General features: G+C 41.9%; 14 protein-coding genes. 4 read left to right on the forward strand and 10 right to left on the reverse strand.

Features of this window, described 5'->3' with window-relative positions; genetic code table 11:
- Positions 1-117: 117 nt before the first annotated feature.
- From DCO56_RS00165 to DCO56_RS00185, 5 genes are read right to left on the reverse strand one after another with little or no spacing between them, the layout of a single operon-like run.
- Positions 118-867, reverse strand: coding sequence for a succinate dehydrogenase/fumarate reductase iron-sulfur subunit (locus DCO56_RS00165; protein WP_108631775.1), 750 nt, complete (start codon positions 865-867; stop codon positions 118-120).
- An 11-nt stretch (positions 868-878) separates the two neighbouring features.
- Positions 879-2795, reverse strand: a complete 1917-nt coding sequence (locus DCO56_RS00170; protein ID WP_108631776.1) for a fumarate reductase/succinate dehydrogenase flavoprotein subunit — start codon at positions 2793-2795, stop codon at positions 879-881.
- 10 nt (positions 2796-2805) lie between these two features.
- Complete coding sequence (locus DCO56_RS00175) at positions 2806-3462, reverse strand: succinate dehydrogenase cytochrome b subunit (protein ID WP_108631777.1); 657 nt, start codon at positions 3460-3462, stop codon at positions 2806-2808.
- Positions 3463-3474: 12 nt separating this feature from the next.
- Positions 3475-4905, reverse strand: coding sequence for an anion permease (locus DCO56_RS00180; protein WP_108631778.1), 1431 nt, complete (start codon positions 4903-4905; stop codon positions 3475-3477).
- Between the two features lie 20 nt (positions 4906-4925).
- Positions 4926-6092: a porin gene (locus DCO56_RS00185; protein WP_108631779.1), complete on the reverse strand. Its 1167-nt coding sequence runs from the start codon at positions 6090-6092 to the stop codon at positions 4926-4928.
- 330 nt (positions 6093-6422) lie between these two features.
- On the opposite strand from DCO56_RS00185, the gene DCO56_RS00190 reads away from it, so the two are divergent.
- The 4 genes from DCO56_RS00190 to DCO56_RS00205 all read left to right on the forward strand — a co-directional run bounded on the left by DCO56_RS00190 (position 6423) and on the right by DCO56_RS00205 (position 9944).
- Positions 6423-7811, forward strand: coding sequence for a family 10 glycosylhydrolase (locus DCO56_RS00190; protein ID WP_108631780.1), 1389 nt, complete (start codon positions 6423-6425; stop codon positions 7809-7811).
- 48 nt (positions 7812-7859) lie between these two features.
- On the forward strand, positions 7860-8891 hold the full coding sequence (gene glsA / locus DCO56_RS00195; RefSeq protein WP_108631781.1) for a glutaminase A: 1032 nt from the start codon (positions 7860-7862) through the stop codon (positions 8889-8891).
- A 119-nt stretch (positions 8892-9010) separates the two neighbouring features.
- Positions 9011-9376, forward strand: coding sequence for a VOC family protein (locus DCO56_RS00200; protein ID WP_108631782.1), 366 nt, complete (start codon positions 9011-9013; stop codon positions 9374-9376).
- Positions 9377-9503: 127 nt separating this feature from the next.
- A complete protein-coding gene (locus DCO56_RS00205) occupies positions 9504-9944 on the forward strand; it encodes a carboxymuconolactone decarboxylase family protein (protein ID WP_108631783.1) in 441 nt (146 codons plus the stop codon).
- 236 nt (positions 9945-10180) lie between these two features.
- Here DCO56_RS00205 and DCO56_RS00210 read toward each other — a convergent pair whose 3' ends face one another.
- The 5 genes from DCO56_RS00210 to DCO56_RS00230 all read right to left on the reverse strand — a co-directional run bounded on the left by DCO56_RS00210 (position 10181) and on the right by DCO56_RS00230 (position 17278).
- On the reverse strand, positions 10181-10867 hold the full coding sequence (locus tag DCO56_RS00210) for a Bax inhibitor-1/YccA family protein (RefSeq protein WP_108631784.1): 687 nt from the start codon (positions 10865-10867) through the stop codon (positions 10181-10183).
- Between the two features lie 127 nt (positions 10868-10994).
- Positions 10995-12434 carry a TolC family protein gene (locus tag DCO56_RS00215; protein ID WP_108631785.1) on the reverse strand — a complete coding sequence of 480 codons (1440 nt, stop codon included), beginning with the start codon at positions 12432-12434 and terminating at the stop codon, positions 10995-10997.
- Positions 12427-15591, reverse strand: a complete 3165-nt coding sequence (locus DCO56_RS00220) for an efflux RND transporter permease subunit (protein ID WP_108631786.1) — start codon at positions 15589-15591, stop codon at positions 12427-12429. Before DCO56_RS00220 ends, DCO56_RS00215 begins: the two co-directional genes overlap by 8 nt.
- 22 nt (positions 15592-15613) lie before the next feature.
- Complete coding sequence (locus DCO56_RS00225; protein ID WP_108631787.1) at positions 15614-16696, reverse strand: efflux RND transporter periplasmic adaptor subunit; 1083 nt, start codon at positions 16694-16696, stop codon at positions 15614-15616.
- Positions 16697-16876: 180 nt separating this feature from the next.
- The gene (locus DCO56_RS00230; RefSeq protein WP_108631788.1) at positions 16877-17278 is read right to left on the reverse strand and encodes a hypothetical protein; all 402 of its coding nucleotides are present in this window, start codon (positions 17276-17278) and stop codon (positions 16877-16879) included.
- Between the last annotated feature and the right edge of the window lie 25 nt (positions 17279-17303).

The raw sequence follows: 17303 nt of genomic DNA on the forward strand, positions 1-17303 counted from the left end.
AAATCCCTATTTTCCGTGATAATCAGCTACAAAAACGACAAAATTATTTGTCTTAAGGGTTTATTAACCCTATGATGACACCGTCGAAAGATCGATCAGCTTTGATTTGGCAAAACGTTACTTCTTCTTAAAAATTAAAGCCCTGTTATATTCGAAATTCATTCGGGCAATGTTTAGCACAGAAATCCCCTGTGGACACTCAACCTCGCAAGCTTCTGTATTGGAACAGTGGCCAAAAGATTCGGCATCCATTTGCCTGACCATATTCAACACACGCTGACTTCTCTCTTCCTTTCCCTGCGGGAGCAAGGCCATGTGCGTAATCTTTGCTGAGGTAAACAGGGCTGCACTCCCATTTTTGCAAGTAGCGACACATGCACCACATCCGATACATGCTGCTGAATCGAAAGCTTCTTCAGCCAGCTCATGTGTAATAGGAATAACCGTAGCATCGGGCGCCTGTCCCGTATTGATGGACACAAACCCACCTAGAGAAATAATTCGGTCAAAAGCGGATCGATCCACTTTCAGGTCTTTTTTTACCGGAAATGCCGAGGAGCGAAAAGGCTCAATCACAATGGTGTCATTATCCTTGAACGAACGTAGATGCAACTGACAGGTCGTCGTATGTTTTAGCGGACCGTGTGCGATACCGTTAATCATTACACCACATTGGCCGCAGATCCCTTCCCTGCAGTCATGGTCAAATTCGACAGGCTCCTCCCCATTGACAATGAGCTTCTCATTCAATGTGTCCAGCATTTCAAGAAAAGACATATGCGGGTTAAGCCCCTGTAGCTCATAGGCTACTAGCTTCCCTGCTGACTGATTATCTTTCTGCCGCCAAATTTTAAGATGTAGATCCATAATTGTTCATTTTATTTGTAGCTTCTTACTGTAGGTTGTATTTCTTCAAAAGTCAATGGTTCTTTGATAAGTTCGGGCTCCTCCCCGTCTCCTTTCCATGCCCAGGCGGATATGAATTGAAAATCAGCATCATTCCGCAATGCTTCTCCATCTGCTGTTTGGTATTCCTCTCTGAAATGGGCACCACAGGATTCTTTACGGGTCAAGGCATCGTAACACATTAATTCACCTATTTCAAAATAGTCTGCAACACGTCCGGCTTTCTCCAATTCGGTATTTAATGAATCTGGCTGACCACTGACCATGACATTATCATAAAATTCCTGTTTAAGCTTCCTGATTTCTGCTATTGCGTATTTAAGACCCTCTTCATTCCGGGCCAGACCACAGTAGTCGTACAGCAGTTTGCCCAGTATCTTATGAAAATGATCAACGGTCTTATTTCCTTTAATCTGCAACAATTCTTCAATTTGTCTTTTAACGGCAAGTTCAGCCTTTTCAAATTCTATATGATCTGTAGCAATCTCTCCGGTATGAATTTCATTCGATAAATAATTGGCGATCGTATAAGGTGCAATAAAATAACCGTCCACCGAGGCCTGAAGCAACGAGTTTGCCCCTAGACGATTGGCGCCATGATCAGCAAAATTAGCCTCACCCAGCGCAAAAAGCCCCGGCAAAGTCGTCATCAGTTCATAATCTACCCAGAGTCCACCCATCGAAAAATGGGCCGAGGGCGATATCATCATCGGTTCGGAATACGCGTCATAACCTGTTATCTTATGATACATATCAAAGAGATTACCATATTTTTCCGCAATTTTATCTTTACCCTGTTCCTTGATTGCTTTAGCAAAGTCCAGGTAAACCGCATTCTTTAAAGGACCTATTCCAAAGCCTGCATCAATCCGCTCCTTGGCAGCTCTCGATGATATATCCCTGGGAGCGAGATTGCCAAATGCAGGGTATCTACGCTCCAGATAATAATCTCTATCTTCTTCGGGAATATCATTTGGTTCTCTTTTTTCATCCAGTTTTAACGGCACCCAAATGCGTCCATCATTACGTAAGGATTCTGACATCAAAGTCAACTTGGATTGATAATCTCCCGATTGTGGCAAAGAAGTGGGGTGAACCTGAATCCAGCTCGGGGATGCCATCAATGCGCCCTTTTTATGTGCCCGCCAAATTGCCGATCCATTGCAGCCCATTGCGAGTGTGGATAAATAATAGATTTTACCGTATCCACCTGTGGCGAGTATAACCGCATGGGCAGCATGTCGTTCAATCACTCCGGTATCTAAATCACGAACAATAATACCGCGCGCCTTTCCGTCGATAACAACAACATCCAGCATTTCGTGGCGGGAAAAGAGCTGAACAGTCTTTTTACCGACCTGCCGCATCAATGCCTGATAGGCTCCCAATAGCAATTGCTGTCCTGTCTGCCCCCGCGCATAGAATGTGCGACTCACTTGAACCCCGCCAAAAGAGCGGTTGTTCAGATAGCCGCCATATTCTCGTCCAAAGGGAACACCCTGTGCCACGGCCTGGTCTATAAGATTCAGGGAGCATTCTGCCATTCGATAGACATTAGCTTCACGGGCACGAAAATCTCCTCCTTTTAACGTGTCCACAAACATTCGATAGACGCTGTCGCCGTCATTCTTATAATTTTTTGCAGCGTTGACTCCACCCTGGGCGGCCACGGAATGGGCTCTTCGGGGACTATCCTGAAAACAGAATGACTTGACCCGGTAGCCCATTTCACCGAGAGATGCAGCGATCGAACTTCCCGCTAATCCCGTTCCCACAACAATGACATCCAATTTTTTCCGATTCGCCGGGTTTACCAGCTTTGCGGTTTTTTTATAGCGTGTCCATTTTTCTTCCAAAGGTCCCGCTGGTATTTTTGAGTTTAAAGTCATGTCTTCGCCTTTAGTTAACAGTAAAAAATATATAAATTGGCATCAATGCAAAACCAATGCTGATAATAATGGAATAGGTAATGCCAATGGCTTTAAACCAACGAACAAATTTTGGATGATACAGGCCCAGGGTCCGCACAGCGCTATGAATCCCATGGATAAGATGATAACATAGGGCCACCATTGATAAAACGTAGATAAGTACGTACCACCATTGTTGAAACACCGCAATAACCAATATATAGAGATCCTTATTTCCTTTTGCATCCAATGGTGGAGCGCCAAACTTATATACATACCAGAAGTTCTGGAAATGGATCACCAAAAAAATAAGAATAAGCGTGCCCAGAATCCCCATGTTCCGTGAGTACCATTTGCTCGCTCGTCCACGACTGTCTGACTGGTACGCTCCGCCCGTTTTCCTATTCTTTATCGTGATGACCAATCCGTCAATAGCGTGCAGTATAATACTCAAATAAAGCACATAGGAAACTATTTTTATCAGGATATTTCCCGACAAAAAATGTGAATAGGCATTAAATTGTAAATGCGCCTGCTCCCGGGGTAAAAATAATTGCAGGTTTCCCAAAAAATGGATCAGCAAAAAGAAGGCGAGAAATAACCCCGTTAAACACATCAGCATCTTCTTTGATAAGGTCGATAGCATAAGCTTTTTTCTTTAATAATAACCAATGACTTTCATCCATAATCCGCCTACACCCATATAGATAACAAGTAGGACGATTCCGATTTCCAGTCCACGCAACCACCAGGACTTGAGATCAACATAACCGCTACCAAAAAATACCGGTGCGGGCCCATGCCCGTAATGTGTTAATACGCCGTATATGGACCCGAGGAATCCAAGCATCATGGCCAATAACATGGGCGGAATACCTAATGATACCCCGACGCCTAACAAAGCCGCATACATTGCAGCGACATGAGCTGTAGCACTCGCAAAGATGTAATGGCTAAAGAAGTATACCAAAATAATTACCGGAAAAGCAATTTGCCAGCTCAGCCCTCCAATCTGTACCTTGATCAAATCACTAAACCAGCCGATAAATCCAAGTTCATTCAGCGAACTGGCCATCATCACCAAAACGGCAAACCAGACAATTGTATCCCAGGCACCTTTCTCCGCCTTTACATCCTCCCAGGTCAGTACCGAAGTCAGCAAGAGCAAGGTCAGGCCGATAAATGCGGTTGTGGTCGCGTCAATAGATAGTGATCCGCCAAAAATCCAAAGTGCCAGAAGAATAAAAAATGCCAATAACATCAACCATTCATTTCTGGATATTGGTCCCATTTCCTTTAATTTTTCTGCGGCCATTTTGGGTGCATCGCCCGTCTTTTTTAGTTCCGGAGGATAAAGTTTATAGAGTACCAGTGGAACAACAAAAAATGCTACAATTCCAGGGATAAATCCAGCAACAGCCCAGGACATCCAGGTAATGTCAATTCCAAGATTGGCGGCAAACTTTTGACACATGGGGTTACTCGCCGTTCCGGTTAAAAACATGGAGGATGCAATCAAATTCATGTAGTAGCTGTTCAATGTCAGATAGGAACCTAATTTTCGGTGCGTCTCAGGTTTATCAGGTACAGAATCGAAGCTGATGGCCATGGATTTCATAATCGGATAGATGATGCCCCCACCTCTGGCCGTGTTGCTGGGTATCGCAGGTGCCAAACATACATCTGCCAACCCCAACCCATAAGCCAGTCCAAGCGAACTTTTTCCAAATACACGAATAAAAAGAAATGCGATACGATTCCCCAAACCCGTTTTGATAAAACCTCGCGCGATGAAAAAAGAAATTCCGATCAGCCAGATAACTTTGTCTCCAAAACCGGTCAGTGCTTTGGTAATTGATTTACCGGCATCTCCCGGCGCGAGTACTTGCGTCAGTGCCGTGAAAGCGATTGCCATCATGCACATGGTACCCATCGGCGCTGCCTTCAGAATGATACCGAGTATCGTCGCAGCAAATATGGCAAACAGGTGCCAAGCTTCAGGACTAACGCCCTTCGGCACTGGAATAAACCACAAAATGAGCGCAACAATAAAGGTGACGGCAACATTTTTGATACTAATTTCTTTCATAAGAATTGCGATTTAAAAGATTAGAATCTACTTTGTACTTGAACAATAAATAAATTTCTATTGTATTCATTGGTATTCGGAGTCTGCTTTTTATAGCGATCGAGCTGCAGACCGAGCTGTATCCGGGCACCGTAATTTTTTAAAAACTCCAGACCAAACATGGGTGTAAACGTCTGCCTTGCATTTGCATTTAATTTATAGTTTGGATCAATATACTCGTAACGACAGGAAAGCTCAAATGCACTGAGATTGTAATAGTTAACTTCATACCTTAAATTCGGAAGGAAGTAGATGCCCCGAACGAGATAATCACTTAGCTTTGATGTCCGCGCTTCTTCATTCAACGCATAATATAAGTTATGATTTATGGCCTGTTTCGCTTCCAGTTGCATATCCAGGTTCCATCGCTTTCCAAAATCCACATTCCCGCTCAGATCTACTCCTAGTGCATGAACCTGCTTTTTCATGACCTCACCAATCCCGCCATTTAACCCAAGATTGACTCCATATTTTTTTGAAAGACCGAATACCAGACGTGTTGAATATTGTTTTCCGTTGTCATTATCAGCGACTTGATTTTTACCGTTTCCATTGACAACGGAAAGGGAATAACTGAATGGCATATCTCCTAAATTAACTTCCCCTGTTGCGGCCATCCCGATCTGAAAACTTGCCCAGCCCAACTTGCCAAATTCAAGATATTGATTTGACCAATCCAAGGATTTAATAATATCTATCGGATAAGTTTCTTCAATGCCAAACCAAGGACGGAATTGACCGACTGTAATGGCCAGCTTAGGGCTAAAAGTATATTTTAGATAAGCGTTTTCAAGTACCTTAGTTTTTGGGTCGCTTTTAAAATCAGCCAGGTTGGCAAGCACAGCCACTTCAGTGCGCCTGCTGATCTGCGCACGCATCTGCACCCGCATATACTTCACCATAAAATTATTGTCTGTCCCTGTGCCATCGCTGTGATGAAGCCCATTGACATCAACATCTTTCGTTGTGCTCACAAGATACCGTGCCTGAAAAAGGCCTTTGATCTGCAATTTAGGATAGGTTACCTCTCCTTTGCTTTGCGGTACAGAATCTTTTTTTGCTGGCTCTACCGGCCCCGGCTCCTGCCCATTGACAGTTGTATGGAGCAATAAACATAAGACAGAAATTGGAATATAAAGTTTCCTCATATCTAAAATAATTATCTATTCACTGGTAGCCCAGCGCACTTTTCAATGTCAATAATGTATTATTATTTATTCTTGTTCTATTAACAGATGAAAGATTGAATGGTTTTAAATTTCTAATAAAATTTATAACTCAAAGAAAATGATTGCGAATTATATTGGGAATGGAGTAAATTCCCCGTTTTTATGTATTTTCACGGTGGATGTAAAATGGATGCTAAATTCCAAACCACGGTCAATATAACCTTAAAGATCTTCGTGAATTGCGGGCATCCGGTTGAATACATTTTAGATAAATTTTAGAATTAATAAATCATAGAATCAATAAATCATATGAAAGAACAATTAATCAGAAAATGCCGTATCTGTCTATTACTAATTATCTATGGATTTTTAGTTCCTGTTTCCAAAGCCGCGGAGCGCGAGAAACCGGCAATGTTTTGGACCTGGCTTGATTATAATCCAAGCACAAATTTTGACTCCATCTGTCGGGAGATGAATTATTTGGGCATAGATGGGGTTATGCTAAATGCAGCAAGTCCTGATGAATATCGCGTTGCAATTCCTATTGCAAAAAAATATGGCATACAGGTAATTGCATGGTTGTGGACAATGAACCTGGAACATGATCGCGATAAAATTCTAAAAGAACATCCGGATTGGTTCAGTGTCAACAGAAATGGAAAGAGCCTAGCTGATACCACTGCCTATGTAGGTTATTATAAATTTCTTTCGCCCGTGGTACCGGAAGTGAAAGATTACATTAAACAAAAAATTCAGTCTTATTGTGAAGTTGAAGGTTTAGCAGGAATATCCATAGACTATAACCGCTATGTGGATGTTGTACTGCCGACGACGCTGTGGCCAAAGTATAATATCGTCCAAGATCGCGAGTATGCCGCATGGGACTATGGCTACCATCCAATTGCGATAGAAAAATTCAAAAAGCAATACGGTTATGATCCAAGAGCTCAAAAAGACCCTTCAAAAGACTTAAAATGGAGACAGTTTCGTTGCGATCAGATCACTGAAATGGCTAATATGATTGCGGATGTTGTACATGCAAACGGAAAGACAATGGCCGCCTCCCCTTTTCCTACTCCCAAAATGGCTTCAAGAATGGTTCGACAAGATTGGGGGAAATGGAATCTGGATCTTGTATTTCCTATGGTCTATAGTAACTTTTACACCGAAGATCCAAGCTTCATAAAAGATTGTACCCTGGAGAATGTGCGGGATAAAGCAAACCATACCACCCTTTATTGTGGTTTAATGGCTAAAAACAATGATGAAATGTTTGTCGATATGGATGAGGCATTGAACAATGGTGCCCAGGGTATCTCTATCTTTACCATACATAGTCTTCAGGATCCAAAAATTAAGGAGCGTTTCAGAGCCTATACAGCAGCTGCGAAATTAAAAAAAGAAAAAAATAATGGTACTTTATCTCGAATTGCGGGTCATAAAGTTGAAAACGATCCTTTCAAAAAAATCGGTATCATGAAATTGATCACGCAAAAAATTCAGGACATGGTAAAGGCTGAAAATCCGGCAGCCAGTCCCGTAGCATTGTCAAAATACAAACAGGTTGACAGCTACGATGTAACAAAAAAATATCTTGTGAAGGATAAGGTCAGCAAAAAGAATTTCTATGTCACGTTCTTCTTCTATGGCGACATTCTTTCAGGTTGGAATGTTGATCCTGCACCGACGAATAGCTAAAATAGGCTTACTTTCCTAACTTTGGGATTTCATAAAAAGATTGAAGACATGAATAAAACTTTTGGTTTGATAACAGCGCTGTTTGTCCTGAGCTATACCCGTGCGGCAGGCCCGTGCCTTGCGCAACGGACGGCGACTGAATCAACAGTACGGGATACGACAGCCTTAGATCAAGCAACTTTAAATACCATTCTCGAAAAGAACCGTCAAGGTTATAAACAAGGAAAAGTAGCAGATTACATACCCGAATTGGGCAAAGCAAATGCGCAATCCCTTGCACTTTCGGTTGTCAATAGCAATGGTACCATCGTCAGCGCAGGGGATATCCGGCAGAAATTTACAATCCAGAGTATATCGAAAATCATCGCACTGATGATTGCGGTCCGGGAAAATGGAGAAGCAACTATTTTTGATAAAATGGGCTATTTTGGTACAGATAAGCCTTTCAATCATTTTGGCAATCTGGAGACGATGGGAAAACCGCTTAATCCAATGATGAATGCGGGTGCCATACTGACCACGGCACTTATTAAAGGAAAAGGTGAGGAACCATTTGTTAAAATCCTTAATATGATCCGTTTCATCACAAACAATGAACATATTAATTATAGCCATGCGGTGTATAACTCAGAACGGGAAACGGGGCATCGCAATCGAGGCATGTTTTATATTATGCGAAACAATGGCTTAATTGATGGCGAAGGAGAAGAAAAACTCAATAACTATTTTAAACAATGTTCGATCGAAATCACCGTCGAAGATCTGGCCAAAATAGGTTATTTTTTTGCCAATCATTGCGTCCGTTATGATGGGAACAGACAATATCGCGACCCTAATCTATCCCAGCTAATTCAGTCACAGATGTTAATTGCCGGCATGTACGAATTTAGTGGTGAATATGCACGTACGGTTGGATTGCCTAGTAAATCCGGTGTCGGTGGCGGAATCACGGTCAGTGTCCCCGGTAAAATGGGAATAGGTGCCTTTAGCCCCGCTTTAGACCAGCATGGCAATTCGCTTGCGGGTTACCGCATGATCCTTGATCTGGTAAAAGCCAGACAGCTCAGTCTTTTTGATTAAAAGATTAACAACTGTTAATTAACGCTTTATAAAACCGAATTCCTATTTCACTTGTTTATTCCTCGGCCGACATAGCTATATGAAGGCTAAGGAATTATTAAATACCAAAAATTAAACCAATGGTCAGAACAGAAACAATAATCGCTGTGGAAAGTGTTCCAGCAAGTTCATCATTTTATCAGAAACTACTGGGCTGCAACAGCGCACATGGTGGCGAGACTTTTGAGATACTAACAGTCGATAACCATGTTATTTTATGCCTTCACAAATGGGGTGAACACGCACACCCTACACTACTCCAACCCAAAAATGCCGGAAATGGTCTCATCTTATTCTTTCGGGTAGCCAATCTCCAGGAGGTATTTGAAAATGCCACCAAACTCGATGCTACTTTCGAAAAGGAAATTCATTACAATGAAAACTCCTTAAAAAATCAGTTTATTCTTCGGGATCCGGACAACTATTACCTGATGATATCTGAATAAGAAGATTCATCCGTGAATAATTCTTATCGACTAAGGTGCTAAATGCGGCTTTGACTGGCTTTCTTAAACCAGTTTAAGTTTATTATTCAATCTTTCCTTCAACTTTGTCGTATAAAAATATAACACAATGACAGCACGATTAAATATTGCAAAAGTAGACGCCACAGCGTACAAAGCAATGATGGGTTTAGAAACCTATCTTGCTGACACTTTTTTAACTCCTATCCAAAAAGAGCTCATTAAGATAAGGGCATCTCAAATTAATGGATGTGCTTTTTGCCTGGATATGCATACAAAAGACGCGCTAAAGTATGGTGAAACTCCACAAAGGATATTTTTACTGAACGCTTGGCGCGAAACCGAATTATTTAATGCCGAAGAACAGGTCTTATTGGAGATGACAGAGGAAATCACATTAATTCACCAACAGGGCTTAACGGAGCAAACCTATCAGAAAGCAAAGCATCTTTTTGATGAAAAACAAATTGCACAAATCATCATCGCAATTACTACGATCAATGCCTGGAACAGAATCGGAATAAGCACACATTTAGAATTATTGAAATAACAAGCAAAACATCAGAATATGTCCTGTGTCAACATATGACGCTTAGATAAATCGCCCTATCCCCGGAATTGAATGAAACTATTTATGAATATAAATAAAGATTTTGATCAGGGGCTAAAAAAAATCTGAAAAACGTTTTAAAATAGCTTAGAAAACATTGGCACAAAAAAAAGTAATTAGCGCACATTCAAATATGTGCTAATTACTTTTTTCACTTTCCTTGAAAACAAACCGAATTAACGGCGGCTCATCAGAATACGCAAGATATACCAAAACAGCAACATAATCGAAGAAAATAGCTGCAATGCTGCTCCGACATATTGCTCATTGCCATAGTTATATTTTAGATTTTGTGTCTGGTATAAGATGCTGCCGGAAGCGATCAAAACCATGAATACAGAAAACCACAGCCCCAATTGAAATCCAAATATTGCACCGGCGACAATTGCACCTAAGGCCAGGAAGCCACCGATAACAAGGATATTTTTCAGAAAAGAAAAATCCTTATTTGACATAAAGGCCACTGCCGTCAATGCTGTAAACAGGGCAACAGTCATGATACTTGCCTGATACAGCATACTTGCACCATCGGTCATCGCCGCAGCGATGTAAATCATCGGTAGGAAAATAATCGCCTCCAACACGATGTAGAATGCCAGCCCCATATACTGAGTCTGTCGGCTCTGGGCCAAGGTCCATCTCGAAGAAAGCGATGCTCCTAACCAGAAGCAACCAAGAAGAAATAACCAGATAAACTTTCCACTGACCATCCAGACGATAAAATCATAAGGCACTAATTTTATCAACAGACTTTCTAAAACAATAAATGCCAAAATCGAAAGGGCAACATGAAGATATGTTTTTTTGTAAAAAACTCCTCTTTCAGCCTCATCATTAATAAGTAAATATTCTTGTGATTCCATAAAACAGATAAATATGATATATTAATATAAATTAAAAATAAGCATTAATTCTATTTTTGCAAGAAATAATTTTAGTGGTGAGAGCAAAAAAGAACCCCGCCTAGCGGGGTCCATTCAAACAAACAACTTATTTCCAGCCTCCTCCCAAATCTTTGTAGACATTGACAACAGCATTCAGCTGTTGCTTCTTAGTTTCTATTAATTCAAGTTTTGAATCCAGTACATCACGTTGTGTCATCAGCACTTCCATATAGTCGGCACGTGCCGATTTAAATAGATCACCTGAAACGGTAACCGAATTATTGAGTACCTCAACTTCTTTGGTCTTAAAATCATAACTCTTGCCAAGATTCTCGATATTGGAGAGTTGTGTGGATACTTCGAGATAGGCATTTAGAATCGTCTTCTCGTAGTTATAAACCGCCTGTATCTGTTTTGCATTTGCGGTATTGAATTCTGCTTTCAACCCATTTTTGTTCAACAGGGGCGCCGCCAGCTCACCTATAATATTGTACAACATGGATTCGGGCATTTTAAATAGATAAGACGGTTTAAAAGCTTGCAAGCCAAGAGCAGCGGATATCTCCAAAGACGGATAAAACTCTTTTCTTGCAATCTGTACATCCAATTTAGCAGCCGCCAATTCATATTCTGCCTCACGAATATCAGGTCTATTGCTCAACAATTGACTCGGTATACCTGTTTGTACCCTGGCCGGTACCATATCCACGAAACTGCTTTTATCACGCTTTATCTCCTGTGGGAAACGTCCTAAAAGAAAATTGATCCGGTTTTCCGTTTCTTTAATCTGTTGCCGCGTCTCGAATTCCATGCCCTTGGTTTTCAATACCTCGGCCTGAAATTTCTGAACTGCAAGTTCTGTTACACGTGCCGCTTGCTTCTGTAGTTTGATTACTTCCAGCGCATTGTCCTGCACCTCGATATTTTGTTTGATGATCGTCAGTTGGTTATCTAACGCCAACAGTTCATAATAAGAGCGTGCAACCTCTGCAATAAGGCTGCTCAGCACAAAGTTTTTACCTTCGACTGTCGCAAGATAACGGTTTAATGCTGCCTGTTCGGAATCTTTTAGCTTCTTCCAGACGTCAATTTCCCAGCTTGCATAAGCTCCTATCGTTAAATCACCCAGTGGATCGGGCATTTCCTTGCCGGGGGCTATCTCCGTGCTGGCATCACCTGCCCCTTGGCTGGTATACCGGCCGACTTTTTCCACCCCCCCACCGGCACGCAAACCTACACTTGGTTTCAATGCTCCTTTTCGCAATAAGATATCGTTTTTGGCGATTGCCAATTCCTGCAAGGTCACATTTAACTCCTGATTATTTTTTAATGCGGTGTCAATTAACGTGACTAAATTGGGATCGCTAAAAAAATCGCGCCATTTCACGCTCGCCGAATTCGTTGTATCCGGTGCCAATGCTTCGACAAATTGCTGTGGCACCTGCTTATTTTCTTGAATCTGCGTCGCTTTAGGGACTTTACAGCCGGTCACCGCCGCTGACAACAGAACTCCTATCATCCAGTATTTATATTTTTGACTAGCCATTGTTATCGATTTCTTCTGTTAATGGATTTTCATCTTCATGTTTGATGAGCTTGCGTTTGGAAGCAATTGTTCCAAAAATAAAGTAAAGACCCGGTATGATAAGGATACCAAACACAGTTCCGAATAGCATACCTCCTGCTGCTGCCGTACCGATCGTCCGGTTACCGATCGCTCCCGGTCCGGAGGCCAACACCAATGGAATCAAGCCTGCAATAAATGCAAACGATGTCATTAAAATAGGTCTAAACCTTACTTTGGCACCCTCCAGTGCCGCTTCGATAATACTTAGCCCCTGCGCATGCCGCTGTGTGGCAAATTCAACGATTAAGACGGCATTCTTACCGAGCAAACCAATAAGCATAACCAAGGCTACCTGAGCGTAAATATTATTTTCCAGTCCCAGGACCTTCAATAAGAAAAATGCACCGAAAATACCAATTGGCAAGGAAAGCAATACCGCAAATGGCATGATAAAGCTTTCATACTGTGCCGATAAAATAAGGTAGACAAAGCCCAGACAGATCAAAAAGATATAAATGGCCTGGTTACCGCGCCCCACCTGGTCTTTGGAAATACCGGCCCAATCTATGCCATAGCCCTGTGGTAGCGTTTTAGCGGCGACTTCGTTGATTACCTGAATCGCTTCACCACTGCTATAACCCGGAGCAGCAGAACCCGAAATCTCGGAGGCCATGTACATATTATGCCGTGTGATCTCAGACAGTCCATATACCTTTTCCATATGCATAAATGCGGAGAAAGGTACCATCTCATCCTTGTCATTTTTCACGTATAACTTCAAGATATCTTCAGGAAGAGCTCTATACTGGGGCAATGCCTGCACCATGACCTTATATTGTCGGTCATACTTAATAAAGTTGGTTTCGTAGTTACTGCCCACCAAGGTCGAGAGTGTATTCAGCGCATTATCAATCGTAACGCCTTTTAATTGAGCCATATCATTGTCAATATGGAGCATATACTGTGGAAAGCTCGCACTATAAAAGGTAAAAACAGAGGATAGCTCTGGTCGTTTGTTCAATTCCCGGACAAAATCCTTACTCACGGTCTCCATTTTCTTGTAGTCACCAGAGCCGGCTTTATCCAAAAGCCGCAATTCAAATCCTCCGGCGGCACCATAGCCCGGTACTGCTGGTGGCTGAAAAAATTCAATGGAAGCACCGGGAATATTTTTTGCGGCGTTTTCCAGCTGTTCGATAATTTCCTGTGAGGATTCCTTACGCTCCTCCCAGCTTTTTAAATTGATCAGACAGGTTCCGGTGTTGGCTCCGGTTCCCTCCGTTAATATCTCATAGCCTGCCAGCGAAGAAACGGATTGTACGCCATCAATATCCTCCGCTTCCTTCTGCAAGGTTTGAGCGGCCAGATTTGTACGCTCTAAAGTCGATCCTGGCGGCGTTTGGATAATGGCGTAAATCATTCCCTGGTCTTCATTTGGAATAAAACCTGCCGGTACGGCATTGTTTAAAAAATAAGCCCCGATACAGAATCCGATTAATACCACAAAAGTAAAGAGACGCTTGTCGACAATGCCTTTCAGCAAGAAAACATATTTGTTTGACATTTTATCGAACAAGCGATTGAAGGAATCCAAAAATTTGTCCACAACGGATTTTTTGCGTGCCTTTCCATGGTTGTTCTTTAACATAATGGCACAGAGCGCAGGCGTCAGCGTCAGGGCCACCACGCCCGATAAGATGATAGAAGTCGCCATTGTAATGGAAAACTGGCGATAAAATATACCGACAGGCCCCGACATAAAGGCTACAGGTATAAATACTGCTGCCATCAAGAAGGTTATCGCTATGATCGCCCCACTGATTTCGTGCATTGCTTTCTTCGTCGCCTGATAAGCGGAAATATGCAATTCCTCCATCTTGGCGTGCACCGCCTCGATAACGACAATGGCATCATCAACCACAACACCAATGGCCAATACTAGGGCAAACAAGGTAATCAGGTTGATTGTGATACCAAAAAATTGCATAAAAAGAAACGATCCCACTAAGGAAACCGGCACCGCAATGGTCGGAATCAATGTGGAACGCCAATCCCCCAGGAATAGGAAGACAACGATCGCTACCAAAATAAAGGCTTCAACTAGGGTATGAATAACCTTTTCCATGGAGGCGTCCAAAAATTTAGAGACATCATAACTGATCTCATAATCCAGTCCTTTTGGAAATGAGCTTTTCAGTTCTTTCATTTTGTCTTTAACATCCTGGATAACCTGAGAAGCATTACTGCCGTAGGATTGTTTCAGCACGATTGCGGCGGAGGGTTTTCCATTTAAGGTTGAATAGATATCATACATTGCCGAACCGAATTTAATGTCCGCAACGTCCCTCAGGCGTAACATTTCACCGTTTGCATTTGTGCGGAGCACGATATTGCCATAGCCTTCTGTCGTGGTAAAACGTCCGGGATATTTCAGCACATATTCAAAAGATTGCGAAGTAATACCGGATGATTCCCCGGCTTTACCCGGAGACGCTTCCAAACTTTGCTCTGAGAGGGCTTTCATTACCTCCTCCGCTGAAATTTTATACGCTGTCATGCGATCAGGCTTCAACCAGATCCGCATGGCCAATTCCCGTGTTCCTAGAATATTTGCCACACCAACGCCGTCTACACGCCGCAGTTCCGAAACAATATTCATATCGGCATAATTGTACATAAAATTTCCATCGAGATCTTTATCCTTACTAAAGAGGTTGATATACATCAACATATTGGATTCTTCTCGTGTAATCTTTACTCCCTCACGGACAACAATAGGCGGAAGCTTATTGACAACAGAAGCGACGCGGTTTTGCACGTTCAAGGAAGCTTGATTTGGATCCGTGCCCAGATTGAACACCACCTGTATGCTGGCCTCACCGTCGTTACCGGCGTCTGAAGCCATATATTTCATTCCGGGAACACCATTTATGGCGCGTTCAAGCGGAATAATCACTGATTTGATCATCAATTCACCATTCGCCCCCGGATATTCTGCCGTAATATTTACTTTAGGTGGCGATATGGACGGAAACTGAGTTACCGGAAGTTGTACCATCGAAAGAATCCCCAGAAACACAATGATCAGTGATATAACAATCGAAAGGACAGGTCTATTTATAAAACGACTAAACATAGTAATTTAAGAGTATGGGGATTTATTCTGTTTTTAACTTCAAATTAGAAATGGCCTCTTTTGGCTGAACGAAACTATAGTTGATCTTTTCATCCTCTTTCACTTTCTGTATGCCATCCAGTAAGAATTTGTCGTCTTTTTGAAGTCCACTTGCAACCACATAAAGATCAGGAAGGGAATTACCTATGGTGATGTGGCGGGCCTTTAGTTTGCCGTCTTTGTCCACAACATACACGTATTTACGATCCTGCAATTCATAGGTTGCTTTTTGCGGTATAATCAATGCCTGCTTCAATGGAAAATTCATCACGACCTTCCCGCTTTCACCGTGTTTTAGTAAACGGCTGGGATTTGGGAAGCGGGCTCTAAACGCAATATTACCTGTTTCACTGTCAAATTCACTCTCAATGGTTTCTACCACGCCATGCGCCGGAAGCAATTCATTATTGGCAAGCAACAATCCAACGTGTGTATCCCCCCGTTTACTGACATTCGTCTGATAATTAAGGTACTCTGGTTCCGAAACATTGAAGTAGACAAGCATCTGGCTATTGTCAGAAAGGCTCGTCAACAACTCCCCTTCATCCACCAGGCTTCCTAACTTTAATGGAATTCGGTCAATTGTACCATCGAACGGTGCTCTGATCTCCGTAAAAGAAAGGTGTAATTTAGCGATAGCTGCAGCGGCTTTTGCCTGTTCCAATTTAGCTTTGGCCATGGCCAGTTCATTCGGGGACACCACATTTTTATCCGCCAGGCTCTTGGTATTCTGTACTTCGATCTCGGCAACATTCACTTCGGCCATGGATTTTCTAAACTCTGCTTCATACATTTTGGGCATAATGCGGAACAGCAGTTGTCCTTTGTGTACAAACTGTCCTTCGTCCACAAAAATTTGTTCCAGATATCCCTTTTCCTGTGCGCGTAATTCGATATTACGGAAAGACTTAATCTGGGATACAAAATCTTTACGGATTGTCGTATCCATTTGTACCGGAGAAGTCACATTGAATTTTTCTTTCTCTTCTTTTTCTTCCTTTTTGGAAGTACACCCAATTTGGCATAATACGATAGCCAAATTAATGAGCATAAATACTCTTTTCATTTGTAAGCGTCTAATTAAAAATAAGTTTGATTGTTTGTTTGTTTGATATGGGAATTGAAACAACCTATCCTGAGCTTGTTGTAAGATGCAAAAACGGTAAAATCATTAATGGAGAAATGAAAATCCGATTGATACAGAAATAAAAAAGAATAAGGCTAAGCTATTTCGGGGGATTGGCTATTAAATTCTCCAGTTTTGTTGGAAAATATACCTTTGGGGATATAAATAAGCAACAAAATTGCAAAAAGGGATTTTCTTTGCAAACCGAAACACAAAAATGAAAAATACGACTGCACAAAGCAATAATGCGACAAAATCAGAAGCTGTTTGAAGATCTTTGGTTAATTGGAAATTCTCACTGTTAAATTCTTCAATGACGGGATTTTCATCGTGTACACTTCCTGCAATAAGGGGATCAATGCGGGAGGTCAGCGAAGTAATCTTGTCCTTTAAATTTGCCTCATTATGCTGATACATGAAACTGATCGCAGGACGGTCAGACTCGTTTAGTACAGCATGGCTATTACCGCTCCTAATTAATAGGAAGACTATAAAACATAGAATTGTAATAACCGCTTTCATTTGTGAGCAAATATACTAGCGCAGA

It is taken from the genome of Sphingobacterium athyrii (genome assembly GCF_003071065.1).
GTDB classification, from domain to species: domain Bacteria; phylum Bacteroidota; class Bacteroidia; order Sphingobacteriales; family Sphingobacteriaceae; genus Sphingobacterium; species Sphingobacterium athyrii.